This is a genomic window from Microbacterium sp. MDV22-iso44 (assembly GCF_058629135.1).
This window is the reverse complement of the sequence record NZ_JBZVWS010000003.1, coordinates 39,416-60,978: the sequence shown is the minus strand read 5'-3', so window position 1 is coordinate 60,978 and position 21,563 is coordinate 39,416. Positions and strand designations below refer to the sequence as shown.

The 21,563-nt window shown below is 69.4% G+C and carries 26 protein-coding genes; 12 read left to right on the top strand and 14 right to left on the bottom strand.

Going from position 1 to position 21,563, the window contains the following annotated elements:
- Nucleotides 1-14: 14 nt before the first annotated feature.
- The gene (locus AC4NN1_RS10505; RefSeq protein WP_491955261.1) at nucleotides 15-485 is read right to left on the bottom strand and encodes a DUF2975 domain-containing protein; all 471 of its coding nucleotides are present in this window, start codon (nucleotides 483-485) and stop codon (nucleotides 15-17) included.
- A gap of 94 nt (nucleotides 486-579) precedes the next feature.
- Between AC4NN1_RS10505 and AC4NN1_RS10500 the strand changes: the two genes are divergently transcribed.
- From AC4NN1_RS10500 to AC4NN1_RS10490, 3 genes are read left to right on the top strand one after another with little or no spacing between them, the layout of a single operon-like run.
- Nucleotides 580-1,395: an EI24 domain-containing protein gene (locus tag AC4NN1_RS10500; RefSeq protein ID WP_491955260.1), complete on the top strand. Its 816-nt coding sequence runs from the start codon at nucleotides 580-582 to the stop codon at nucleotides 1,393-1,395.
- A complete protein-coding gene (locus AC4NN1_RS10495) occupies nucleotides 1,395-2,330 on the top strand; it encodes an aldo/keto reductase (RefSeq protein ID WP_491955524.1) in 936 nt (311 codons plus the stop codon). The genes AC4NN1_RS10500 and AC4NN1_RS10495 overlap by 1 nt, the downstream gene beginning before the upstream one ends.
- Nucleotides 2,331-2,335: 5 nt before the next feature.
- Nucleotides 2,336-2,725 (top strand): barstar family protein, encoded by a 390-nt coding sequence (locus AC4NN1_RS10490; protein WP_018187718.1) that lies wholly within the window; start codon nucleotides 2,336-2,338, stop codon nucleotides 2,723-2,725.
- A 1-nt stretch (nucleotide 2,726) separates the two neighbouring features.
- On the opposite strand, the gene AC4NN1_RS10485 is transcribed toward AC4NN1_RS10490, so the two are convergent.
- Together AC4NN1_RS10485 and nhaA are read right to left on the bottom strand one after the other, a co-directional pair.
- A complete protein-coding gene (locus AC4NN1_RS10485; RefSeq protein ID WP_018187719.1) occupies nucleotides 2,727-3,065 on the bottom strand; it encodes a DUF6804 family protein in 339 nt (112 codons plus the stop codon).
- Between the two features lie 8 nt (nucleotides 3,066-3,073).
- On the bottom strand, nucleotides 3,074-4,342 hold the full coding sequence (gene nhaA, locus AC4NN1_RS10480) for a Na+/H+ antiporter NhaA (RefSeq protein WP_491955259.1): 1,269 nt from the start codon (nucleotides 4,340-4,342) through the stop codon (nucleotides 3,074-3,076).
- Nucleotides 4,343-4,614: 272 nt separating this feature from the next.
- Between nhaA and AC4NN1_RS10475 the strand changes: the two genes are divergently transcribed.
- The 5 genes from AC4NN1_RS10475 to AC4NN1_RS10455 all read left to right on the top strand — a co-directional run bounded on the left by AC4NN1_RS10475 (nucleotide 4,615) and on the right by AC4NN1_RS10455 (nucleotide 7,358).
- Nucleotides 4,615-5,067 carry an Asp23/Gls24 family envelope stress response protein gene (locus AC4NN1_RS10475; RefSeq protein ID WP_311858372.1) on the top strand — a complete coding sequence of 151 codons (453 nt, stop codon included), beginning with the start codon at nucleotides 4,615-4,617 and terminating at the stop codon, nucleotides 5,065-5,067.
- 2 nt (nucleotides 5,068-5,069) lie between these two features.
- Nucleotides 5,070-5,285 carry a hypothetical protein gene (locus AC4NN1_RS10470; protein WP_020098361.1) on the top strand — a complete coding sequence of 72 codons (216 nt, stop codon included), beginning with the start codon at nucleotides 5,070-5,072 and terminating at the stop codon, nucleotides 5,283-5,285.
- Nucleotides 5,286-5,330: 45 nt separating this feature from the next.
- Nucleotides 5,331-5,600: a GlsB/YeaQ/YmgE family stress response membrane protein gene (locus AC4NN1_RS10465; protein WP_018187723.1), complete on the top strand. Its 270-nt coding sequence runs from the start codon at nucleotides 5,331-5,333 to the stop codon at nucleotides 5,598-5,600.
- Between the two features lie 130 nt (nucleotides 5,601-5,730).
- The gene (locus tag AC4NN1_RS10460; RefSeq protein WP_491955258.1) at nucleotides 5,731-6,735 is read left to right on the top strand and encodes an adenosine deaminase; all 1,005 of its coding nucleotides are present in this window, start codon (nucleotides 5,731-5,733) and stop codon (nucleotides 6,733-6,735) included.
- Nucleotides 6,736-6,866: 131 nt separating this feature from the next.
- Entirely contained in the window at nucleotides 6,867-7,358 is a 492-nt protein-coding gene (locus tag AC4NN1_RS10455) for a hypothetical protein (RefSeq protein WP_491955257.1), read from the top strand.
- Between the two features lie 5 nt (nucleotides 7,359-7,363).
- Here the strand turns inward: AC4NN1_RS10455 and AC4NN1_RS10450 are convergent, their stop codons facing one another.
- The 7 genes from AC4NN1_RS10450 to AC4NN1_RS10420 form a co-directional block, all read right to left on the bottom strand.
- Entirely contained in the window at nucleotides 7,364-7,816 is a 453-nt protein-coding gene (locus tag AC4NN1_RS10450; RefSeq protein WP_491955256.1) for an MSMEG_6728 family protein, read from the bottom strand.
- 1 nt (nucleotide 7,817) lies between these two features.
- Entirely contained in the window at nucleotides 7,818-8,192 is a 375-nt protein-coding gene (locus tag AC4NN1_RS10445; RefSeq protein WP_491955255.1) for a DUF3253 domain-containing protein, read from the bottom strand.
- Between the two features lie 57 nt (nucleotides 8,193-8,249).
- The gene (locus AC4NN1_RS10440; RefSeq protein ID WP_491955254.1) at nucleotides 8,250-9,047 is read right to left on the bottom strand and encodes a DNA-formamidopyrimidine glycosylase family protein; all 798 of its coding nucleotides are present in this window, start codon (nucleotides 9,045-9,047) and stop codon (nucleotides 8,250-8,252) included.
- Nucleotides 9,048-9,247: 200 nt separating this feature from the next.
- On the bottom strand, nucleotides 9,248-10,936 hold the full coding sequence (locus AC4NN1_RS10435) for a glycoside hydrolase family 13 protein (RefSeq protein WP_491955253.1): 1,689 nt from the start codon (nucleotides 10,934-10,936) through the stop codon (nucleotides 9,248-9,250).
- A 24-nt stretch (nucleotides 10,937-10,960) separates the two neighbouring features.
- Nucleotides 10,961-11,878 (bottom strand): carbohydrate ABC transporter permease, encoded by a 918-nt coding sequence (locus AC4NN1_RS10430; RefSeq protein WP_491955252.1) that lies wholly within the window; start codon nucleotides 11,876-11,878, stop codon nucleotides 10,961-10,963.
- Entirely contained in the window at nucleotides 11,878-12,801 is a 924-nt protein-coding gene (locus tag AC4NN1_RS10425) for a carbohydrate ABC transporter permease (protein ID WP_491955251.1), read from the bottom strand. The genes AC4NN1_RS10430 and AC4NN1_RS10425 overlap by 1 nt, the downstream gene beginning before the upstream one ends.
- The gene (locus AC4NN1_RS10420) at nucleotides 12,798-14,102 is read right to left on the bottom strand and encodes an ABC transporter substrate-binding protein (protein WP_491955250.1); all 1,305 of its coding nucleotides are present in this window, start codon (nucleotides 14,100-14,102) and stop codon (nucleotides 12,798-12,800) included. Before AC4NN1_RS10420 ends, AC4NN1_RS10425 begins: the two co-directional genes overlap by 4 nt.
- A gap of 125 nt (nucleotides 14,103-14,227) precedes the next feature.
- Here AC4NN1_RS10420 and AC4NN1_RS10415 point away from each other — a divergent pair, with 125 nt between their 5' ends.
- A complete protein-coding gene (locus AC4NN1_RS10415; RefSeq protein WP_491955249.1) occupies nucleotides 14,228-15,424 on the top strand; it encodes an ROK family protein in 1,197 nt (398 codons plus the stop codon).
- 14 nt (nucleotides 15,425-15,438) lie between these two features.
- On the opposite strand, the gene AC4NN1_RS10410 is transcribed toward AC4NN1_RS10415, so the two are convergent.
- Nucleotides 15,439-16,431 carry an alpha/beta fold hydrolase gene (locus AC4NN1_RS10410; RefSeq protein ID WP_020098357.1) on the bottom strand — a complete coding sequence of 331 codons (993 nt, stop codon included), beginning with the start codon at nucleotides 16,429-16,431 and terminating at the stop codon, nucleotides 15,439-15,441.
- 52 nt (nucleotides 16,432-16,483) lie between these two features.
- Nucleotides 16,484-17,470 carry an aldo/keto reductase gene (locus AC4NN1_RS10405; RefSeq protein ID WP_020098356.1) on the bottom strand — a complete coding sequence of 329 codons (987 nt, stop codon included), beginning with the start codon at nucleotides 17,468-17,470 and terminating at the stop codon, nucleotides 16,484-16,486.
- A gap of 137 nt (nucleotides 17,471-17,607) precedes the next feature.
- Here AC4NN1_RS10405 and AC4NN1_RS10400 point away from each other — a divergent pair, with 137 nt between their 5' ends.
- Both AC4NN1_RS10400 and AC4NN1_RS10395 read left to right on the top strand, forming a co-directional pair.
- Entirely contained in the window at nucleotides 17,608-19,158 is a 1,551-nt protein-coding gene (locus AC4NN1_RS10400; RefSeq protein ID WP_491955248.1) for a cryptochrome/photolyase family protein, read from the top strand.
- 14 nt (nucleotides 19,159-19,172) lie between these two features.
- Nucleotides 19,173-19,910, top strand: coding sequence for an SDR family NAD(P)-dependent oxidoreductase (locus AC4NN1_RS10395; protein WP_491955247.1), 738 nt, complete (start codon nucleotides 19,173-19,175; stop codon nucleotides 19,908-19,910).
- A 7-nt stretch (nucleotides 19,911-19,917) separates the two neighbouring features.
- Here the strand turns inward: AC4NN1_RS10395 and AC4NN1_RS10390 are convergent, their stop codons facing one another.
- Nucleotides 19,918-20,355 carry a hypothetical protein gene (locus tag AC4NN1_RS10390; protein WP_491955246.1) on the bottom strand — a complete coding sequence of 146 codons (438 nt, stop codon included), beginning with the start codon at nucleotides 20,353-20,355 and terminating at the stop codon, nucleotides 19,918-19,920.
- 79 nt (nucleotides 20,356-20,434) lie between these two features.
- A complete protein-coding gene (locus AC4NN1_RS10385) occupies nucleotides 20,435-20,863 on the bottom strand; it encodes an SRPBCC family protein (protein ID WP_491955245.1) in 429 nt (142 codons plus the stop codon).
- A 98-nt stretch (nucleotides 20,864-20,961) separates the two neighbouring features.
- On the opposite strand from AC4NN1_RS10385, the gene AC4NN1_RS10380 reads away from it, so the two are divergent.
- A complete protein-coding gene (locus AC4NN1_RS10380; RefSeq protein WP_491955244.1) occupies nucleotides 20,962-21,498 on the top strand; it encodes a hypothetical protein in 537 nt (178 codons plus the stop codon).
- The last annotated feature ends 65 nt before the right edge of the window (nucleotides 21,499-21,563 follow it).

The window sequence follows — 21,563 nt, the reverse complement described above, 5'->3', positions numbered from 1 at the left end:
CACGGCGGGTTCTCTCATGCGTGCGCGCCGGCCGCGACCTGATCCTGCAACAGAACCGCCTGCCTGAGCACCTCGCGCAGCCCCCCAAGAATGAGCGCGACGCCGAGCCCGGCGACCATCGCGAGGCCGGTCATCAGCAGCACAGCGCGGCTCCCCGCCCCCGCGCCGAAGGCGACCCCGCAGCCGACGACGACCACGATCATCGCCGCGGCGACGCATCCGATCAGAGCGTCGACCCCGCGGATGGCGCCGTCCTCGAAGAGCCGCCCGTGGTCGGCGCGGGTGAGCAGCCGCCAGAGACAGACGAGGGCGGCCAGCGCGCAGAGCGACAGGATGCCGGTGAGCACCACACCGGCATCCCGAAGCCCGGCGAGCTCCGGCACCCAGCCCACGACGACGTCGAGGATGCCCGGCACGACCCACACCTGCAGAACGACGATCACGGTGAAGACGAAGCCGGCCCCTGCTTTCGCGAGTGCGATCATGCGTCCTCCATCTATCGTTATTCAATCTATGTATATCGATAAACAGCGCTCCGTGTCGAGACCGCGCGTCGCGGCGACACGGCAGGATGGGGACATGACCACACCCGCCGCCCCGCGGCATCCGCTCGCCTCGTTCTTCCGCGGCGTCGGCGACCTCGGCCGCGGCTTCGCGTTCTGGGGGCGCCTGCCCGGTGCGATGGCGCTCGGACTGATCCCCGCGGCGATCGTCGGCGCGCTGCTGCTCGGCGGGATCATCACGCTCGCGGTGTTCCTCGGCGACATCGTCACCGCCCTGACCGGATTCGCCGACACGTGGTCCGAGTTCTTCGCGGGCCTCGTGCGATTCGGCATCGGCGCGGCGATCCTCGGCGGAGCGATCGTCCTCGCGGTCGTCTCGTTCACCGCGCTGACCCTGCTGGTCGGCGATCCTTTCTACGAGCGCATCTGGCGCTCCGTCGAGGGTCACCTCGGGGACGCTCCGCCCGAGTCGGACTACGGGTTCTGGCGCTCGGTCGGCGACAGCATCGGCCTCATCCTCCGCGGCCTGGTCGCGGCGATCATCGCCGGCCTCATCGGCCTCATCCCGCTCGTCGGCACCGCGCTCGGCGCCGTCGTCGCCGCCTTCCTCACGGGCTGGCTGCTCGCCGACGAGCTCACCTCGCGCGCGCTGGTCGCACGAGGCCTGGATGCCGCGGCCCGCCGGGCCCTGCGCAGGGACAATCGCGCGCGGGTGCTCGGATTCGGCGTCGCGACCCAGCTCTGCTTCCTCGTGCCGCTCGGCGCCGTCCTCGCGATGCCCGCCGCCGTCGCCGGCTCGACCGTCCTGGCGCGCACCCTGCTCGACGCGCGCGCCGCCGTCGGCCACACCGACCCCTCGACCGCGCCCGCCGGGCGCAGAAACGGAGCATGATGCGCCGCGTTCCCTTCGGTCCCACCGATCGCCAGGTCCCCAACGTCGTCGCCGGGATGATGCGCATCGAGGAGATGTCCGACGAGGCCATCCGCGCGCTCTACGACGCGTGCCGCGCCGCCGGCGTCGACTTCTTCGACCACGCCGACCTGTACGGCAGCAGCCGCCACGGCTGTGAGCGCCGCTTCGCCGAGGCGCTGGGCCTCAGCCCGGCGGAGCGCGACGAGATCACGCTGCAGACCAAGACCGGCATCGTCGCCGACGACTGGCACTTCGACCACTCGTACGAGCACATCGTGACGTCTGCCGAGGAGTCCCTGCAGGCCCTCGGCACCGACCGACTCGACGTGCTGCTCCTCCACCGTCCCGACGCGCTCGTCGAGCCCGAGGAGGTCGCGCGCGCGTTCGACCACCTCGAGTCGACTGGCAAGGTGCGCGCCTTCGGCGTCTCGAACCACACGCCGCGGCAGATCGACCTGCTCAAGACGGCGGTGACCCAGCCGATCGTCGCCAACCAGGTGCAGTTGTCGATCACGCACTCGACGATCGTCGCGCAGGGCCTCGCGTCGAACATGGCGGGCGAGGACGACTCCATCACCCGTGACGGAGGCGGTCTCGTCGACTACTCGCGCATCAACGGCATCACGCTGCAGGCCTGGTCGCCGTTCCAGAAGAACTTCTTCGACGGCGTCATCTTCGGCGCGCCCGAGTACCCCGAGCTGAACGAGCTGATGGACCGCCTGGCCGCGAACTACGACGTGACGCCGACCGCGATCGCGACCGCCTGGATCACCCGGCATCCCGCGCACATGCAGGTCGTGCTCGGCACCACGAATCCCCAGCGCGTCGCGGATGCCGCCGCCGGGTCGGACATCCCCCTCACCCGACCCGAGTGGTACGGCCTCATCACCGCGGCAGGGCACAAGGTCCCCTGAGCCGCGTGGCCGAGTACGTCATCGAGGGTGGCCGCATCGGCGGCATCCCGGATCTCTACGTCGAACTGAACCGCCTCTTCATGACCGGAGAGGACTGGCAGCTCGGCGCCAGTCTCGACGCGCTCGACGACCTGCTCTACGGCGGGTACGGGGCGCTGGCGGAGGATGACGCCGTCCGGATCGTCTGGCGGGATGCCGCGCACAGCCGCGACGCGCTCGGTGTCGCCGAGACCGAGCGGTGGCTCCGCGGAAAGCTCGCGCAGCCGGGGACCTTCCGCGCGGACGACCTGCAACGGCAACTCGACGACCTGCTCGCCGGTACGGGGGCGACGTACTTCGACCGCGTGCTCGAGGTGTTCGCCGGTCACCCGGGTGTCACGCTCGACCTCCGCTGACTCAGACCTCGCGCGGTGTCTTGATCGTCGCCCCGGCGCCGAGGAAGACGAACGCGGCAGCGACCTGAGCGGCGCTCCAGATCGGACCCGAGAACTCGAACGGGAAGATCGGGTTCCAGACCACCGCGATGGCGAGCATCACCGGCACCCACCACCAGTGCTTCGCCTGGAACGCGAACCACCCGATGATGATCGCGAAGATCGTCGCGACGAAGCGCACCGTGAGGAACCAGTCGCTCTCGAGCAGCGCCGGCGCGACGAACAGCACCGCCGCGGCAAGCAGGCTCGGCGCGAGGGCGTTGCGCTGGTACATCGCGGGCGTCGGCTGCGTGCGGCTCACGGGGCTCCTCAGGACGGGGGTGTGGTTCCAGTCTGACGCACCCGTCGGGCCCGCCAGGCGAGCACGACTCCGCCGAGGATCGCGGCGACGACCGACCCGGCGAGGATGCCGATCTTCGCGTGCTCGTCTTCGAGCGATCCGACCCCGTACGAGAGTTCGCCCACGAGCAGCGCGACGGTGAACCCGATGCCGGCGAGCAGGCCGACGCCCACCATGTCACCCCACCGCAGCTCGAACGTCCGCCGGACCGCGGGGATGCGCGTCAGCAGGAACACCGCGAGCAGGATGCCGATCGGCTTGCCGAGGACGAGGCCGACCAGGATGCCGAGGGTCACCGGATCGGCGAAGGCCGCCGTCAGCCCCTCCCAACCGCCGACCGTGACGCCCGCCGAGAAGAAGGCGAAGATCGGCAGCGCGACCAGGGTCGAGATCGGCCCGAAGCGGTCGGCGAAGTGCGCCGTCAACGCATCGTGGATCGGGGAACCGTCGGCATCCGTCCCCACCCGCACGCGGGCCCGCGGCGTCACCGTCGCGGGGACCATGAAGGCGAGGACCACACCGGCGATGGTCGCGTGCACGCCCGATGCGTGCACGAAGCCCCACGTGACGATCGCGAGCGGCATCAGCACCCACCAGTGACGGATGCCGCGCCGCACCGCCAGGGCGAACAGCACCAGCGGGACGACTGCGGCCGCGAGCCAGATCGGCTGCAGGTCGTCGGTGTAGACGGTGGCGATGATGGTGATCGCGAAGAGGTCGTCGACGACGGCGAGGGTGAGCAGGAACACGCGCAGCGCGGGAGGCAAGCCCTTCGCGACGACGGCGAAGACCGCGATCGCGAAGGCGATGTCGGTCGCAGTGGGGATCGCCCAGCCGCGCACGGCGTCGCCGGGGACAGCCGCGGTGAAGGCGGTGAAGATGAGCGCCGGGACGATGACGCCGCCGAGCGCGCCGATGACGGGGACGGCGGCGACACGCGGCGACCGCAGACGCCCGGCCACGATCTCCTCCTTCAGCTCGAGGCCGACGACGAAGAAGAAGATCGCGAGCAGGCCGTCCGCTGCCCAATGCGCGACAGTGAGGTCGAGGTGGAGGGCTTCGGGGCCGAACGAGGTCTCGCGGACGCCCACGTACCAGTCCGCGAGGGGCGAGTTGGCGAGGACGAGGGCCGCGACCGTGGCGGCCAGCAGCAGGATGCCGCCGAAGGTGTCGGTGCGGACGGTCTGGCGGATCCCGCGCCAGATCTCGTGCGGTGCCGTGTGGGATGAAGAGGACATGACGGATCGCCTTCCGCGGGGGATCGGGGGGTCGCTGAGACGTGGTGGGAGGGGTGCCTCAGGACGCGGACGGCGGACAGCCGACGAACGACGACACGGTGTGCTCGATTCCGCAGCACGCCAGGGTCGTCATACATCGAGGGTATCCCCGGCGACTTTTTTGTGACGTTCCTTGCGTTCCGGCCCTCTCATCTGTGAGGGCGGATTGGGACGCCCTCCCGCGCGGCCGCTTCGGCACGGCGCGGCACAGAGCACACAGTAGGGACACTTCCATGGCTGAGAAGACGACGACCACCCCCGCCACGCGCGTCGACCGTGCGGCATCCACCCGTCACCAGGACGACCAGACGGTCGCCGGTCGGATCACGATCGCCGACGGCGTCGTGGCCAAGGTGGCCGGCATCGCCGCTCGCGAGGTCAGCGGCGTGTACGCGCTCGGCGGCGGCGGAGCCCGCGCGCTCGGCGCGATCCGCGAGGCCGTGAACGCGACCGACCTGACGCAGGGCGTCAAGGTCGAGGTCGGCGAAACGCAGGCCGCCGCCGACCTGAAGGTCGTCGTCGAGTACCCGGCGCCGATCGGACGCGTCGCCGACGAGGTCCGCACCTCGGTTGCCGGCGCCATCGAGCGGCTCACGGGACTCGACGTCGTCGAGGTCAACGTCGAGATCCACGACGTCCACATCGCCGACGATGAGGACGAGCAGACCGAGTCGCGCGTCGCCTGACCATGCGCAACAAGATCCTGGTCCTCGGCGCGATCGCGTTCGCGGCCTACGTCATCGGCAGCCGGTCGGTGACCGTGAAGAAGTCCGAATCGGTGCCGCACCAGCTCGTGCGGCTGCGCGATGAGCGCAAGGCCAAGAAGGACCGCGAACGGAAAGCGAAGAAGATCACCGCCGCCGTCAAGGACGTAGCGCACGACGTGCGCAAGCGACTGAGCTGACGGCATCCGTTCCAGCGGTATCCGATTCACTACTAAGGAGTCATCATGGGCTTTTTCGGTTTCCTCATCCTCGGCCTGCTCGCGGGCGCGATCGCGAAGCTGATCCTGCCGGGCAAGCAGGGGGGCGGCTGGTTCGTCACGCTGCTGCTCGGCATCGTCGGCGCGCTGCTCGGCGGTTGGCTCGGCGGTCTGATCTTCAACGTCAACCTCAACGAGTTCTTCTCGCTGTCGACGTGGCTGCTCGCCATCGGCGGCTCGCTCATCGTGCTGCTGATCTACGGCGCGCTCGTCGGCCGAAAGGGCGCCAAGCGCTGATCAGCTCTCAGAGCTGAGTACCTGGAAGGGTGCGGAAGACGGCCGACTCGCCGCCTCCGCACCCTTCCGTCTTATCCGGGGCCGGGGACGGACCGTCTTCACCTCACGCGGGTGCGTACGATGGCTCCCCGTGACGAGCCCTGATCTGCGCACCCTCCCGAAGGCCGAGCTGCACCTGCACATCGAGGGCACGCTCGAGCCGGAACTTGCGTTCGCTCTCGCCGAGCGCACCGGCGTGACCCTGCCGTTCGCGGACGTCGACGATCTGCGGCGCCGCTACGACTTCGAGGATCTGCAGTCGTTCCTCGACCTTTACTACGCGTGCATGGCGGTGCTGCGAACCGAGCAGGACTTTACCGACCTCGCGACCGCCTATCTCGAGCGGGCCGCGGCCGACGGTGTCCGTCACGTCGAGATGTTCTTCGACCCGCAGGTCCACGCCGCCAACGGCGTGCCGGTCGACGTCGTCATCGACGGGCTCCGCGCCGGGCTCGACATCGGGCGGGAGCGGTTCGGCATCACCGGCGGGCTGATCGTCTGCATCGTCCGCGACCACCCGGTTGCGTCGGCCGAAGCCCTTCTCGAAGAGATCGCGCCGCGTGCGCAGCAGCTGCTCGGCATCGGCCTGGACTCCGCGGAGGTCGGCTACCCGCCGTCGCTGTTCGAGGGCGTCTTCGGCCGGGCTGCAGAGCTGGGACTGCGTCGCGTCGCCCACGCCGGCGAGGAGGCACCGGCCGCGTACGTCTGGGAGGCGCTACGTCTGCTCGAGGTCGAGCGGGTGGACCACGGCATCCGTTCGATCGACGACCCCGAGCTGCTCGCGCATCTCGCCGAGCACCGCGTCGCGCTGACGGTGTGCCCGCTCTCGAACGTGCGCCTGCGGGCCGTGCCCGAGCTCAGCGCCCACCCCCTGCGCGAGCTCGTCGATGCCGGCGTCGTCGTGACGATCAACTCCGACGATCCCTCGTACTTCGGCGGATACATCGGCGACAACTACGCCGCCGTCGCCTCGCTCGGCTTCGACACGGCCGAGCTGGCGCAGCTCGCCGCGAACTCGATCGAGGCGTCCTTCGCGGATGCGGGGCGCAAAGCGGACCTCCTCGCACAGGTGCGGGAGTGGGCGGGATCCGCCTGATCGATCAGTGCAGAGCCCGTGTCTGAACCGGTTGGCGACGGCCGAACACCGGCTAGGGTTCGAGCATCCGGCCGGGGGGCGGGTGTCAGACTCGACGGATCGAGGCACCGATGACGAACAGGGTGACGGGAATGGCCGCCGCAACGGCGGCCGTGCTGATGCTCGTCGGGTGCGCACAGGCAGCCGACCAGGACAGGGCGGTCGAGAAGACGCAGCCGGGGCTGACGATCGCCGAGGCGAAGCGCGTGGCTCAGGGCGTTGAGGATTCGATCGTCGCGAAGCTGCCCGAGTCGATGGTGGCGTCGGTTGATCAGCGGGCAACAGGCGTTCTCATGCGCTGCGGTCCTGACCGCGAGTATCAGTGGACGGGACTGACCGTCGTCACGCTGACGGAGTCGACCTCGCCGGAGAGCGTGATCCGAGAGGTCCTCGAGGCATATGCGGACGATGACGAACTCCGCCCGCGCGACGTCACCGATTCCGTCGGCCCAGCGGTGCAGTTGCTCGGCCCGTACAACTCGGGGTACATCGTCGATCCTCGGACCGATGACAGTGTGAATGTGGCGTCGTTCTCCCCGTGCTTCGGCCTGTCCGAGGGTAGTTCGCCCAGCATCGAGTACTGATCCAGTCAGCCGCTCTCGGCCCTCGGCCACACGTAGGGCAGGTCGTCGGGGTCGTCGAAGCCCTGCGCGCGGTAGTACTCGAGATCTTTGCGCAACAGGTTCGAGCGGTGCGAGCGGTGGACGTCCTCGCGGCCGAACCACGACGGCATCCGCACCGTTCCGGACCGGTACTCGGCGCCGTCCTCTGGGATCTCGTCGAGGGTCGCCAGGGTCGAGGCGCGGGTCGTGTCGGCGAAGCCGCGCCGCATCCATTCATCGACCGTGAGGTCCTGGTAGACCATGAGCGCGGCTCGGTGCCCGCGCCACATCTTTACGGCCGGATGGTGTCGCCAGCCGTAGTCCGGAATCGTGAGCGCGCGCATCACCTGCAGCGTCTCGACGCGCTGCTTGCCGAGCCGCTTCGTGTCGAGCGCCGCCATGCCGCGGGCGAGGTCGTCGAACGGGACGAAGGTCTGCACGTCAGTGTGCCTTCCGGATGCGGATGGGTCCCTTCGCGGTCGACGGGTCGACGACCTGTCCGCGCTGGGTGATCTCGACCTCGCCGATCGCGACCAAGCGACGCGCGGCGCGGCGGGCAGGTTCCATGAGGTCACGCCAGTCCTCGCCGCCGACGGCGCGCGCCGCCTCGGACGGGCAGATCGTCGCCGACGCCGCGCGCGCATCGAGCAGCTCGCGGATCGACGCCGTGAGCTTCTCGTCGACAGGACGGACGCCGCGTTTCCGGCACGCGTCGGAGCAGTACTTCACGTCGGCCCAGTTCTTCTCCCACTTCTTGCGCCACTGGATCTCGCGTCCGCACGAGGCGCACGTCTTGGGTGCAGGGGTGGAAGCCATGCCGCGACGCTACGTCGCCCGACCGGCGCGGACGAAGGGGTTGCGGATGCCGCACCGTCACGCATCAGGCTGACAGCGCGGGCACCACCACGTGCGGCGACGCTCGGGGTCGTTCGCGACCTCGTCGCGCACGAGAATCCGGGTGCCGCACCGTAGGCACGGGCGCCCGGCGCGACCGACGACCCAGTGCGATTCGCCCTTCCGCGTCGAGCCGGTCGTCACCTGGTACATGCCCGGCACGGTGGCCGAGATCCGCAGCATCCGGGCTGCCCGCTCGACGAGCGGCCCGAGGTCGGCCGACGCGATCGGCGCGAACGGATGAACCCCCGAGAGGAACGCGGTCTCGTTGACCCACAGGTTGCCGAGTCCTGCCATGTTGCGCTGGTCGAGGAGCGCGGCGACGAGGGGCCGCTCGGGCCGTACCGAAAGGCGGCGGACGGCTTCGGCGGCATCCCAGTCGTCGCGCAGCGGATCGGGACCGAGGTACCCGAGCAGCGCACCCTCATCAGCAGTCGCGACGAGTTCGACGACGGGCAGGTCGATGCCCCACAGCGTCGACCCGTCATCGAGCCGCATCCGGACGCGAACCCGGTGATCCTCTCGGGAAGGGATGCGGCGCCCCGGCCGCGTCACCGTCCAGCTGCCCTGCATCCGCAGGTGCGTGTGCAGCGTCCGCCCGGTGTCGAAGCGGGTCAGCAGGTGCTTGCCGTGCGTGTCGTACGAGATGATCCGCGCTCCGGCGAGCGCTGTGCCCGCCGCCGCGCCGGAACGCAGCTCGCCTGCAATGACGACGTGCCCGACGGATGCCGCGGCCAGCCGCTCCTGCAACCGGTACACGCTGTCGCCCTCGGGCATCCGTCCCCCTCCTGCGTGCCAATCTCCGCTTATCGTCCTTCACTCCGGCACGGCTGCTCGCGTGCGCGTCCTACCGGAGGGGGAACGACAGCGGATCGTTCTCCGGAGGATCGAGGCACAGGAGCCCTACCGCCGCCGCGAAGCCCCCCTCCATCCGGAGAACGGAACCTCGCCGGAGGGTGCCTCGGCGACGTGCGGCGTCAGCCCGCGGCACGCAGCCAGACCGTCGTAGCCCCGGGCAGCCGCCCGCCGTCCAGATCTCCGCTCGCGAGCAGCACCTCACCCGCCGGCAGGTCCACCGGCTCGCCGCCGAAGTTGGTCACGACGGTCCAGCCGTTCGGCCGAGCGAACGCGAGCACGTCGGCACGACCCGTCTCGAGCCATGTCAGCTCCTCCGCGGTCTGCAGCTCGTCGCGCAGGTGCAGCGTGCGGCGGTACAGGTTCAGCGTCGACGCGGGGTCGCCCTCCTGGGCCTCGACCGACATCTCGCCGAACCAGGCGGGCTGCGGCAGGTGCGCGCGCCCCGAGCCGAAGCCGAACGACGACCCGGACTCGGTCCAGGGCAGCGGCACGCGGCATCCGTCGCGCCCGATGTCCTCGCCGGGGCTGCGGAAGAATGTCGGGTCCTGCCGGTCCGCGTCGGGGATGTCCCCGACCTCCCGAAGGCCGAGCTCCTCGCCCTGGTAGATGTACGCCGATCCCGGCAGACCGAGGACGAACAGGCTCGCCGCGCGCGCCCGACGCAGCCCCGCCTCGGTATCGACGGTCGCCGCCGCGCCACCCGCGAGCAGCCACTCATTGCCGTGCTTGCGCGAGGGGCGACCCGAGGCATCCCGATCCGGATGAGGCAGCCCGTAGCGCGTCGCATGCCGCACGACGTCGTGGTTCGACAGCACCCACGTGGTCGACGACCCGGACGAGGCGGCGAGCGCGAGGTTATCGGCGACGATGCGGCGGAACTGGCTCGCCTCGAAGTCAGCTTCGAGGAGGTCGAAGTTGAACGCCTGCCCGAGGCTGTCGGCGCTCGCGTACAGCGGGATGCGGTCGGGGGCGACCCACGCTTCCGCGACCGCGGTGCGCGGCGGATCGTAGGAGTTGAACACCTGGCGCCACTCGGCGTAGACCTCATGCACGTCGTCGCGGTCGATCATCGGATGCTGCCCGTCGTGCGGCATCGCGTCGAGTTCAGCCTGCGTGGGCAACGCGTCGGGAAGATCCTTCGTCAGCATGTGGGCGACGTCGATGCGGAATCCGTCCACGCCCCGGTCCGACCAGAACCGCAGCGTCCGGACGAAGTCGGCGCGGACCTCAGGGTTCGACCAGTCCAGGTCGGGCTGCTCGACGGCGAAGTTGTGGAAGTACCACTGGCCGTCGCCGACCGGCTCCCACGCCGGGCCGCCGAAGACGGACTGCCAGTCGGCCGGCGGCTCCTCACCGTTCTCGCCCCGGCCCTCTCGGAAGATGTACCGCGCACGGGCCGCCGACCCACGCCCGGCGGCGAGCGCCTCTCGGAACCACGCGTGCTGGTCGGAGGTGTGGTTGGGGACGATGTCGACGACGACCTTGATCCCGGCTTCGTGTAGGGCGGCGATCATCGCATCCGCGTCCTCGAGCGTGCCGAGCCGGGGGTCGACGTTTCGGTAGTCGGCGACGTCGTACCCGCCGTCCGCGAGCTCGGACGGATAGAACGGGCTCAGCCAGACGGCATCCACCCCCAGTTCCTTCAGGTACGCCACTCGAGAACGGATGCCGCCCAGGTCGCCGATGCCGTCACCGTCGGCATCGGCGAAGCTGCGCGGGTACACCTGGTAGACGACGGCCTGCCGCCACCATTCCGGGGTCACGGTCTCTTCGGAGGTCTCGGTGGCGGTACGCACGTCAGTGGTCACGGGGGTCCTTTCGGTGGGGTTCGGTCAGCCCTTGACGGCGCCCTGCGTCACGCCCTCCATCACCCATCGCTGGGTGAAGAGGTACGCGAGGATCGCGGGGGCCATGGCCATGAGGTACGACGCGAAGGCGACGTTGTAGTTGTTGCTGAACTGCGTCTGGAACAGGTTCTGACGCACGGGCAGGGTCTGCATCGACGGGTCGGAGATGATGAGCGACGGGAGCATGAAGTCGTTCCACGCGTACAGGAAGGCGAAGATGCCGACCGTCGCGCTCATGGGTGCGAGCAGCGGGAAGATGAGCTTCCAGAACGTCTGCCACGTCGACGCACCATCGATGCGTGCGCTCTCTTCGAGCTCGATCGGAATCGACCGGAGGAACGCGGTGAACAACAGAACGCTGAAGCTCAACTGGAACATCGTCGCCAGCAGGATGACCCCGAACGGGTTGTCGAGCCCCAGCCGCCCGGTGAGCTGGATCTGCGGCAGCGCCACGACGGGGAACGGGATGAACATCGCCGCGAGCAGGTAGAAGAACGAGTACCGGAAGAGCTTCCGCTCCCAGTTGCGGACGATCGCGTACGACGCGAAGGCGGCCAGGATGATCGTCGCGATCACCGTGCCAGCCGTCACGAAGAACGAGATGGCCGCCCCGACGGGGAACTGCGTGAGGTTCCACGCCTGGACGAAGCCGTCGAAGCTGATCGGGGCCGGCAGCGAGAACGCATTGCCGTCGACGGCCTGCCCCGTCGTCTTCAGCGACATCGAGATGGTGACGTACAGCGGCAGGAGAACCGTGATGGAGCAGAGGAAGAGGATGACGGTGGTCGACCAGTTCAGGCGCTCGGTCACCCTCTTGCGGCGTCGCGGGGGTGCTGCGGGTCGGTCGGTCGCGGTGACGGCGTCGGCTTGCTCGAACGCGAGCGCGGGCTGCGTGGTGGACATCAGACTCGGTTCCTTCCGCGCGTGAGCGAGAGTTGGAGGAGGGAGATCAGGACGGCGACGATGAAGAAGATCGTCGCGTTGGCCATCTGGTAGGCGTAGTCGCCGCCGTTGAAGCCCGCGATGATCGTCATCGCGACGCTGCGGGTAGCCGTTCCGGGCCCGCCGCCGGTGAGGCCGACGATGATGTCGTAGGCGTTGAGGAAGCCCTTGAACCCGAGGATCACGTTGATGACGACGTAGCCCGCGACGAGCGGGATCGTGATCCGCAAGAGCTGCTGGCGCTTCGAGGCGCCATCGAGGTCGGCCGCCTCGTACACGTCGCCCGGCACCGACAGGAGTCCTGCGATATAGATGAGGAGCGTCCCGGGGACGGCCTGCCAGGCCGTGACGATGACGATGGCCACCCAGGCCAGATCGGGGTTGGCGAGCAGGCTCTCCTGCAGCCACGGAATACCGAGGGTCGAGCCGGCCGACGGCAGCGAGTTCGAGAAGAGGAAGTTGAAGACGTAGGCGATGATGATGCCCGAGATGACCATCGGGATCACGAAGATCGTGCGCAGGCCGGTCTTGAAACGGATGCGGGAGGTCAGCCCGACCGCCAGCAGGAACGCCGCGATGTTCACGACGACGACCGTCGCGACGGCGAAACCTGCCGTGAACAGGTAGCTCTGCAGGATCGCAGGGTCGCTGAAGAGCGCGATGTAGTTCGTGAACCCGATGAAGTTCCACTCCCCCAGCCCGATCGAGTCGGTGAGGCTGAAGAAGATGCCGATGAGCCCCGGGACCGTGATCGCCAGGGTGAACAGCAGCACCGTCGGCAGCAGGAACAGGTAGTAGATCGGCTCGACGCGCTTCGAGCTGCGCCTCGCGGTACGGTCGCCCTGGGTGAGGAGGGTCGTCGTCGACCCGGTGGTGGTGGTCATCGCGTTGCCTCCTCGGCCTCGTCGGTGAGGACGGGCTGGCGGAACGCGAGTCGCGACCAGTCGTTGTCCATGGTGGCGAACGTGCGTGCGGGGTCCTGGCCGAAGAGCATGGCCTGGGCGTAAGCGAAGACCGGGATGGTCTTCGGGACGAGGACCGACGGACCCTGGTAGATCCGTCCCTCGTCGTAGAAGGACTGCATGCCCTCGATGCGCGGATCCTGGGGCGGAGGGGCATCAGTCGTGGGCGCGAAGCCCAGTTGCGACTCGTTGTAGGCCTCGATGATCTCGGGCTGGTAGAGGTACTCGAGGAAGTCCCGCGCGGCATCCTTCTTGGTGGATGCCTCGGGGATCATGGCCGCGAGGTCCATGTTCACGCGGATCGCACGGTCGTCGGGATCGTCCGTCATGGGGAGCGGAAAGGTCCCGAGGGGTGCGTCGGGCGCGGTCTTGGCGATCTCGCTGAAGGCCCAGGGGCCCTGCAGATACATGGCAGCCTCGCCGTTTCCGAAGTCGAGGTTGCCGTCGCCGTAGGCCCGGCTGTCGGCATCGTCGTTCGTGTATTCCGTCGCGAGCTGCAGCACGCGCTCCATCGGTTCGGTGAAGTCCTTCTCGAACGAGACATCCGATGAGCCGTCGACTTCGGCGCCTTCGGCGGCGAGCTGGTCGAAGAAGTCGATCACGTCGACCGACCCGCCGATCGCGTAGTCGTACCAGCCCTGCGCGACGGTCCAGTCGTCCTTGAACGTGCCGTAGATCGGCGTGATGCCGGCCTGCTCGAGCGCATCGCAGACGGCGATGAGCTCGTCCCACGTGGTCGGGACCTCGAGGTCGTTGTCCTCGAAGATCTTCGTGTTGTAGATGACAGACGAGGCCATCACCGAGTACGGCAGGGCGCTGGTGCGACCCTCGCAAGCGCCGTACTGCTCCATGAGCGGTTGCAGGTCCTCGCGGACCGTGCCGGCGGCATCCGTCCCCCCGAGGTCACTGAGCGCGCAGCGCTGGACGAACCGGGCGACCTCGTAGTTGTAGTTGGCGAGCATGATGTCGGGCGGGTTGCCGCGGACGAAGCTCGCCGAGACGACGTCGACACCCGACGTGTCCATCTCTACGGTCACCGCGTCCTGCGAGGCGTTGTATTCCGAGACGACGTCCTGCATGAAGGGCAGCGCCTCGCGCTTGCTGAAGGTGAAGCGCAGGGTTTCGCGGCCGTCGGCCGAGCAACCGGCCAGGAGAGCCACGCCGAGCGTTGTGACGGCGAGTGCTGCCGCGGCTCGGCGCCAGGGGGAATGGGTCGATGACATGTGTATCCGATCGCGTCGTTGCGGACGAAAGATCCCTCTCGGATGGCTCGACGACTATATTTAGTCGCCAAATCAATCCGATGCAGGCAATATTGCAGGGCAGATCCCGAAAGGTCAAGGCCCCGATGTCGACACTCGCCTCCACCTCAGCTCGCCCGGCGAGTCAGGACGCCGTGCTCGCGTTCGCGTGGGAGACGCTCGAGTTCACCGCGACCGACGCGATGGAGTCCACGGGCTTGACGCGGTCGACGACCATCGAAGCGACCGCGGCACTCGTGGCTCGGGGGCTCGTGACCGAGCTACCGAATGCCCGTCTCGCCGGGGATTATCGCAAGGGCCGACCCGCCCGCCGCTTCGCGCTGCGCGATGATGCCGCCGTCGTCGTCGGCGTGGACGCGGGCCACGAACACGTGTCGGTCTGGATCGCGGACCTGCGCGGCAAGCCGATGGCGGACGCCGACGCGCGCCTCGTCCTCGATCATGAAGACGCCCCCGCCCGGGCGCGCGTCGTCAGCGACACGGTCGACCGCGCATTGAGCGCCGCCGGCCGCTCCCGCTCCGACGTGCTCGCGGTGTGCGCCGGTGTGCCCGCGCCCGTCGACCGCACGGGGCGGTCGCCGCGGCATCCGACCGGCTTCTGGGAGCGGATGAACCCGGACCTGGTCGACGTCCTCACCTGGGCACCCATCGCCCGGATCGAGAACGACGCGTCGCTGGCGGCGGTCGCAGAGGGTTCGGTCGGCGCCGCGGTGGGATGCCAGGACTACATCACCCTGCTCGCCGGATCACGCCTGGGTGCCGGTGTCGTCGTCGACGGGCATCTGTTGCGCGGCCACCACGGCGGCGTCGGCGAGATGGTCGCGTTCGATCACGTCGAGGGCGTGCGCGGCGCCGAGGGTCTCGGAGCACGCGTGTCCGCGTGGGCCGCCGAGCTCGCCCGGTCGGGCGAGGCGACCGCGGGCTTCCGCGCCGGCTCCCCCGACAGCCTCGACGCCCGGACCGTCCTCACGATGGCCGCCCGCGGCGATGCCGATGCGCTGCAGATCGTCGAGCGGGTCGGCCTCACCCTCGCCCGCATCGTCAGCGTCCTGGGCAGCATGTTCGACCCCGAACGCGTCGTCGTCTCGGGTGCGATCGCCGACGGCGTGGACGAGGTGGTCGCCGCTGCGCGGCGGTCGCTCCCGACCGACCTCGACCTGCCCGCGCCGGAGCTCGTCGCCTCGACGCTCGGCGGCGACGTCGTGGTTACCGGGGCGGTCGCCGCCGCCGTGGCTTCGGCGCGCGAGCGCGCGCTCGACGTGTGGGGCTCCGCTGCGGGGTGAGGGGTGTTCGCGCCTCAGCGCACCTCGCGGCGTGGGTCCTGACGGGCGCGGGAGTACACGCGCCAGAGGATGCGGGCGTGCCGTTCCTTCGCGCGTTCGACGCCGGCCTCGTCGCGGCGCGCGGCCGACCACCATTCGGCGGCGCGTTCGCGCATCGCGCTCCAGACCACGCCGATGCCCGCGTGCGGCGGCGGCGGGACGGCGGCCTCCTCGGCCGGCATCCGTCCCTTCGGCGGCAGCGTGTCGTTCGCGTGCGTCACGATGAGCTCGGCCGCCCCGACGGCGTGCGCGTTGATGATCGAGTGCGCCGCACCGCGGATCTCCCAGCGGCGCGCGTTCTGCGCGGCCGCGACCAGCCGCGAATGGAACCGGCGCGGCGACGTCGCGTCGTACTCGCCGCGGATGAACAGGACGGATGCCTCGACCCGCGGCATCCGCTCGACCAACCGGTATCGGAGCATGTGCGGCAGCACTTGCATGAAGTAGACGAAGCCGCAGAGGACGTAGGCCGACAGCGCCGTCATCGCGAGGTGGAACGTCTCGCGCGTCGCGGACTGGGCGAAGCGGAGCGCGACGATCGGGAGTGACGACTCCTGGTCGTTGACGACGGGGCTCACCAGGACGGCGTGACGCACCTGCGGCCGCCGGATCAGCACCTCGGTGACGACCTGCGTGCCCATCGAATGACCGATGACGACAGGATCATCGAGGCCGTAGTGGTCGAGGACCTCTTCGACCCGGTCTGCGAAGAACTCGGCCGTGGGCTGGTCGCCGGGCCGCGGCATCCCTGCGAAGCCGGGCAGGTCGAGCGCGAAGACGTCGCCGTGCTCGGCGAGCGAGGGCGCGAGGAACTCGAAGTACGTCGCCGCAACGCCGACACCGGCCACGAGGACGAAGGGCCGTCCGCCGTCGCCGGCCGTGGTCTCGACGCGCGTCACCCGTGTGCGGTGGGTGCCGCGTCCGACGTGCTCGACGTCGACGTCGGGGGCATCCTCGGTCGCGGGCATGCACCCAGGATGCCAGCCCGCGCCGGTACCGCGCGCCGCAGGCCGCCGTCGCTCAGCGGTTCACGTACTCCATGAGGGTCGCGTTATAGCGGTCGCCGGCGACGCCGACCCGCTGCGCGAGGCCGTCGAGGTCGGCGAGCTCATCCGCCGACAGCGCCACCTCGGTCGCGGCGGCGTTCTCGCCGATGCGCGACGTGCGCCGCGTGCCGGGGATGGGGACGATCGACGGATGCTGCGCGAGCAGCCACGCCAGCGCGATCTGGCCGGGCGCGGCATCCTTCGCCTCGGCGAGGACCTTCACGTGATCGACCAGCGCCTGGTTCGCGGCCAGGTTCTCCGCCTCGAAACGCGGTACCCGGCGCCGGATGTCGCCGTCGTCGAACGCGGTGTCGGTGCTCACCGTTCCCGTGAGGAATCCCTTGCCCAGCGGGCTGAACGGCACGAAGCCGATCCCGAGTTCGGCCAGGGTCGGCAGGACCTCGACCTCGGGGTCGCGGGTCCACAACGAGTATTCGCTCTGGACAGCGGTCACCGGGAACACGGCGTGCGCGGCACGGATCGTCGCGGCGGAAGCCTCGGACAGCCCGAAGTGACGCACCTTCCCCTCGGCGACGAGCTCGCCGACCGTCCCCGCGACGTCGGCGATGGGCACGTCCGGGTCGACCCGGTGCTGGTAGAAGAGGTCGAGCGTGTCGGTTCGGAGCCTGCGCAACGAGGCGTCGGCGACGCGACGGATCTGCTCCGGACGGCTGTCGAGTCCGACCGACTGGCCGTTCTGGATGTCCCACCCGAACTTCGTCGCGATGACGACCTGGTCGCGCACCGGTTCGAGGGCCTCGCCGACGAGCTCCTCGTTGACGTACGGGCCGTAGACCTCGGCCGTGTCGAAGAATGTGACGCCCGCGTCGAGCGCCGAACGGAGTACCGCGATCATCTCGCTGCGGTCGCCGGGGTTGGGTCCGTAGCTCTGCGACATCCCCATCGCTCCGAGCCCGATCGCCGAGACCTGCAGGTCCTGTCCAAGTGTCCTGGTGTGCATGTGTCAACCTCCTGCCCTCGACGCTAAGCCCCGCGACCCGGACGAGGGAGTCCCTGGCAGAACACCCCTTCGCTAGCGCAGCCCCGTCGCGCACACAAGCGCTGGGAACCGTCCGACCCTCTTCCTACGCTGGCGCCATGCTGCGACACCTCGTCATCGTGCTGGGCGATCAGCTCGATCACGACTCGAGCGCGTTCGACGACTTCGACGCCGATCAGGATGCCGTCTGGATGGCTGAGGTCGCCGGCGAATCCGAGCACGTCTGGAGCACGAAGCAGCGCACCGCCGTCTTCCTCGCGTCGATGCGGCACTTCGCCGCAGAGCTGACGGATGCCGAGCGTCCCCTGCACTACGCGAAGCTCGACGGTCGGTCGACGAAGCACTCGCTGGCCGACCAGCTCGCGGCCGATGTGACCAAGCTGAAGCCCGAGGGGCTCGTCGTGACGGAGCCCGGCGAGTGGCGGGTGCGCGAAGCGCTGCGCGAAGTGGCCGAGCACAGCGGAATCCCGTTGGACATCCGTGAGGACCGCCACTTCTTCAGCACCGTCGCCGAGTTCGCCGCACACTCCGAGGGACGGACCTCGCTGCGGATGGAGTACTTCTACCGCGAGATGCGCAAGAAGCACGACGTGTTGATGACGACCCGCGGTCAGCCCGTCGGCGGTTCGTGGAACTACGACGCCGACAACCGCAAGGCGTTCCCGAAGCAGGGACCCGGGCTGGTTCCCCCGCGCGCTCGGTTCGACCCCGACGAGACCACCCGCGAGGTCATCGCCCTCGTCGAGGCGAGGTTCGCCGACCACCCCGGCTCGCTCGACTCGTTCGCGTGGTCGGTCACCCGCGCGCAGGCGCTCGAGGCCCTCGACCTGTTCATCGAGGAACGCCTGCCCGGGTTCGGCGAGACGCAGGATGCGATGTGGCCGGGCGAGCCGTGGCTCTGGCACGCGCACCTGTCGTCGTCGTTGAACCTGAAGATGCTGAACCCGCGCGAGGTCGTCGCCGCGGCGGAGGCGGCCTACCGCGACAAGAAGGCGCCGTTGCCTGCCGTCGAGGGCTTCATCCGACAGATCCTCGGGTGGCGCGAGTACGTCCGCGGCATCTATTGGACGCAGATGCCCGGGTATCTCGAGCGGAACGCGTTCGAGGCGTTCGAACCGCTCCCCGACTTCTACTGGACTGGCGACACGGCGATGGCGTGCCTGCAGGACGCGATCGGCACGACGCTCGAGAACGGGTACGCGCACCACATCCAGCGGCTGATGGTGACGGGGCTCTACGCGATGTTGCTCGGCGTCGATCCGAAGGAGGTCCACGCCTGGTACCTCGCCGTCTACGTGGACGCGGTCGAGTGGGCGGAACTGCCGAACACGCTCGGGATGAGCCAGTACGCCGACGGCGGGTTGATGGGCAGCAAACCGTATGCCGCTACCGGCAAGTACATCGACCGCATGAGCCCCTACTGCAAGACGTGCCCGTTCGACCCTGCCAAGCGGGTAGGCGACGACGCGTGCCCCTTCACCACCCTTTACTGGGACTACCTCATCCGGCACGAGGAGCCCCTCGCCGCCAATCACCGCATGTCGCTGCAGGTGAAGAACGTGTCGCGCCTCGACGACGACGAGATCGCCGGCATCCGTGAGCGCGCCGACGCGATCCGGCGCGGCGACATCGCGGTTCCGCACACCTGAGCAAGGAGAGCATCATGACCTCGACCGACATCGCCCTCGTGACCGGCGCCCGTGGTGGCGTCGGAAGCGCCCTCGTCGCACGGCTGCGGGCGCGCGGTCTGCGCGTCGCCGCCGTGGGGCGGGATGCCGCATCCCTCGCCTCCGTCGATGCGGACGCGCACATCGAAGCCGACGTGACGACGCCCGAGGGTGCCGCCGCGGCGCTCGAGGGCTGCCGGTCCGAGTTGGGTGACGCACCGGCGTGGCTCGCGCACGCGGTCGGCAGCACGCTCATCACCCCGCTGCATCGGACGAAGGCCGACGCCGCGCGCGACATCCTGCGCGTGAACCTCGAGAGCAGCATCTGGATCCTGCAGGCCTGGCTCGAGGCGACGGGTAAGAAGCCGGGTGCCGCTGTGTTCGCGAGTTCGGTCGTCGCCCGCATCGGCGTCGCCAACCACGAGGCGATCGCCGCCGCGAAGGGAGGCGTCGAGGCGCTCGTGCGCAGCGCCGCTGCCACGTATGCCGCGCGCGGCATCCGGGTCAACGCGGTCGCCCCGGGCATGACCGACACCCCGATGACCGCCGGCATGCTGAGCGTGCCGATGCAGCGCGACGGCGCCGAGAAGCAGTACCCGCTCGGTGGTGTGCAGACTGCCGACGATGTCGCGGCCGTCATGGACTGGCTGCTGTCGACGGATGCCGGTCGCATCACCGGTCAGGTGATCCCTGTCGACGGCGGCTTCACGACGGTGCGTCCGCTCGTGAAGTGACAGGCCGTCAGCTCGCTCGGGTGACGATGTAGACGTCGTCCTCGTTCCGCGTGACGGCGACGGTGGCCGTGTCCGTTTTCTCGTACACCGGCCACGGCCCCTCCGAGGAGCAGAGGTCGACGCGTTCGCGTCGGAACTCGGCCGCATCGACGCCGTTCGCCGTCACGGCGACGAGCGCCTGCGCGTCGTCGCGTTTCGACAGATCGGGGAGGTCCTTCGCCGAGACGCCGAGGCGGGTCGCGACATCCGCGGGCAGCTCGTACGGGCACACGATCGTGAACCGCTTCGCGTCCGCGTCGTCGACCAGGTCTGCGACCGGGACGGACGGGCCTCCGCTGACTGCCGTCACAACGTGGTCTTCGACGTCACTACTCCCCGGCGCGCAGGCGGTCGTGAGCCCGGCGGCGGCGAGGACGAGGGACAGGGCGGCGAGTGTGCGCTTCATGCTTTCTGTCTACGCAGTCGTCGCGCGCGGGGCGTCGGCCTGGAGAGGCATCCGTGTCAGCCGAGAGGATGACGCCGGGTCAGGAGCTTTCGAGCATCCGCTTCGCGCGCGTGAGTGACGTCGACAGCGTCGAGCGGATCGAGTCGGCGATCATCGGCTCCGCGAGGCGCATGATCCCGGTCGGCTCGGCGTCGATGCGCACGGCGACGACGGTCGCGCCGTTCGCGTCGGCGAACTGCAGGTCGGAGGACGTGGCCATGATCCCGCTCGTGCTGGTCACCGCCATCCGCGCACCGGGGTCGTAGGCCGTGACGCGCCAGTCGAAGTCGACCTCGCGGCCGACCGCCCGCATCCGCGTGTGGAGAGTCGACCCGACGCCGACGGGCGGCGGTGAGGTGAGCTCCTCGGAGATGACGGATTCGTCCCAGCGGGCGCGGCCCTCGGTGAAGAAGTCGAACACCTCGGTCACCGGGCGGTCGATGGTGACGGACTCGGTGACGGTGAACATCCCCTCACCCTAGGTGCCGGATGCGACGCGCGGGCCGGCCGTATGGGTTCCGTTCGGACCTGTTCCGCGGGCCTCGGCGAGCGCTTAGGACTGTGCTCATGACGTTGACCACGGTCCTCCCCTCGCTGCGACGCAGCATCCCCGATCCGATCGAACGGCGGGCATGGCCCGAGCACACGGTCGCGGAGGTGCGCGATGTGACCGTGGCGGGTGTGTCGCTGACGCGCCTGGCCGAGCTCGAAGGGACGCCGTGCGTGATGACCGGCGACCTCGCCCACCCGCACACGCAGGATGCCCGTCGCCGCGGCATCGGCATGGACGCCACCGTCCTCGTCTTCCGCGTGACGCTGCGCGTCGACTCGCAGGACGCGCGCCGTCTGGCGCTCGTCGACTGCACCACCCACGACCTCCCGATCCAGTGGGAGCACTGCCGCCTCATCGGTCGCGCGTCCACCGCGAAGCAGGCGATGTTCTCGCCGTCGGCGTTGGATGTGGCCCACCGCATCCAACAGCAGGCCGACGAGCTCGACCACGCGGAGCAGGACCTCGTGCGAGGCCGGATCACCCGCGAGGAGTTCGACCTCGTGTGGCTGCACGCCTACGAGGCGACGGCGAGTCGGCGGCGCGAGTTGTGACTCTCACCAATCGGCGCCGAAATCAAGCGGTTGAGTGGAATCGTCGCGAGTCGGATCCTGGGATT

What these genes read in the sequence shown, in the direction of transcription:
- AC4NN1_RS10505 (WP_491955261.1), bottom strand. Translation starts at nt 485, where the DNA reads ATGATCGCACTCGCGAAAGCAGGGGCCGGCTTCGTCTTCACCGTGATC.
- AC4NN1_RS10500 (WP_491955260.1), top strand. Translation starts at nt 580, where the DNA reads ATGACCACACCCGCCGCCCCGCGGCATCCGCTCGCCTCGTTCTTCCGC.
- AC4NN1_RS10495 (WP_491955524.1), top strand. Translation starts at nt 1,395, where the DNA reads ATGCGCCGCGTTCCCTTCGGTCCCACCGATCGCCAGGTCCCCAACGTC.
- nhaA (WP_491955259.1), bottom strand. Translation starts at nt 4,342, where the DNA reads ATGTCCTCTTCATCCCACACGGCACCGCACGAGATCTGGCGCGGGATC.
- AC4NN1_RS10475 (WP_311858372.1), top strand. Translation starts at nt 4,615, where the DNA reads ATGGCTGAGAAGACGACGACCACCCCCGCCACGCGCGTCGACCGTGCG.
- AC4NN1_RS10470 (WP_020098361.1), top strand. Translation starts at nt 5,070, where the DNA reads ATGCGCAACAAGATCCTGGTCCTCGGCGCGATCGCGTTCGCGGCCTAC.
- AC4NN1_RS10465 (WP_018187723.1), top strand. Translation starts at nt 5,331, where the DNA reads ATGGGCTTTTTCGGTTTCCTCATCCTCGGCCTGCTCGCGGGCGCGATC.
- AC4NN1_RS10455 (WP_491955257.1), top strand. Translation starts at nt 6,867, where the DNA reads ATGGCCGCCGCAACGGCGGCCGTGCTGATGCTCGTCGGGTGCGCACAG.
- AC4NN1_RS10445 (WP_491955255.1), bottom strand. Translation starts at nt 8,192, where the DNA reads ATGGCTTCCACCCCTGCACCCAAGACGTGCGCCTCGTGCGGACGCGAG.
- AC4NN1_RS10440 (WP_491955254.1), bottom strand. Translation starts at nt 9,047, where the DNA reads ATGCCCGAGGGCGACAGCGTGTACCGGTTGCAGGAGCGGCTGGCCGCG.
- AC4NN1_RS10430 (WP_491955252.1), bottom strand. Translation starts at nt 11,878, where the DNA reads ATGTCCACCACGCAGCCCGCGCTCGCGTTCGAGCAAGCCGACGCCGTC.
- AC4NN1_RS10425 (WP_491955251.1), bottom strand. Translation starts at nt 12,801, where the DNA reads ATGACCACCACCACCGGGTCGACGACGACCCTCCTCACCCAGGGCGAC.
- AC4NN1_RS10420 (WP_491955250.1), bottom strand. Translation starts at nt 14,102, where the DNA reads ATGTCATCGACCCATTCCCCCTGGCGCCGAGCCGCGGCAGCACTCGCC.
- AC4NN1_RS10415 (WP_491955249.1), top strand. Translation starts at nt 14,228, where the DNA reads ATGTCGACACTCGCCTCCACCTCAGCTCGCCCGGCGAGTCAGGACGCC.
- AC4NN1_RS10410 (WP_020098357.1), bottom strand. Translation starts at nt 16,431, where the DNA reads ATGCCCGCGACCGAGGATGCCCCCGACGTCGACGTCGAGCACGTCGGA.
- AC4NN1_RS10405 (WP_020098356.1), bottom strand. Translation starts at nt 17,470, where the DNA reads ATGCACACCAGGACACTTGGACAGGACCTGCAGGTCTCGGCGATCGGG.
- AC4NN1_RS10400 (WP_491955248.1), top strand. Translation starts at nt 17,608, where the DNA reads ATGCTGCGACACCTCGTCATCGTGCTGGGCGATCAGCTCGATCACGAC.
- AC4NN1_RS10395 (WP_491955247.1), top strand. Translation starts at nt 19,173, where the DNA reads ATGACCTCGACCGACATCGCCCTCGTGACCGGCGCCCGTGGTGGCGTC.
- AC4NN1_RS10390 (WP_491955246.1), bottom strand. Translation starts at nt 20,355, where the DNA reads ATGAAGCGCACACTCGCCGCCCTGTCCCTCGTCCTCGCCGCCGCCGGG.
- AC4NN1_RS10385 (WP_491955245.1), bottom strand. Translation starts at nt 20,863, where the DNA reads ATGTTCACCGTCACCGAGTCCGTCACCATCGACCGCCCGGTGACCGAG.
- AC4NN1_RS10380 (WP_491955244.1), top strand. Translation starts at nt 20,962, where the DNA reads ATGACGTTGACCACGGTCCTCCCCTCGCTGCGACGCAGCATCCCCGAT.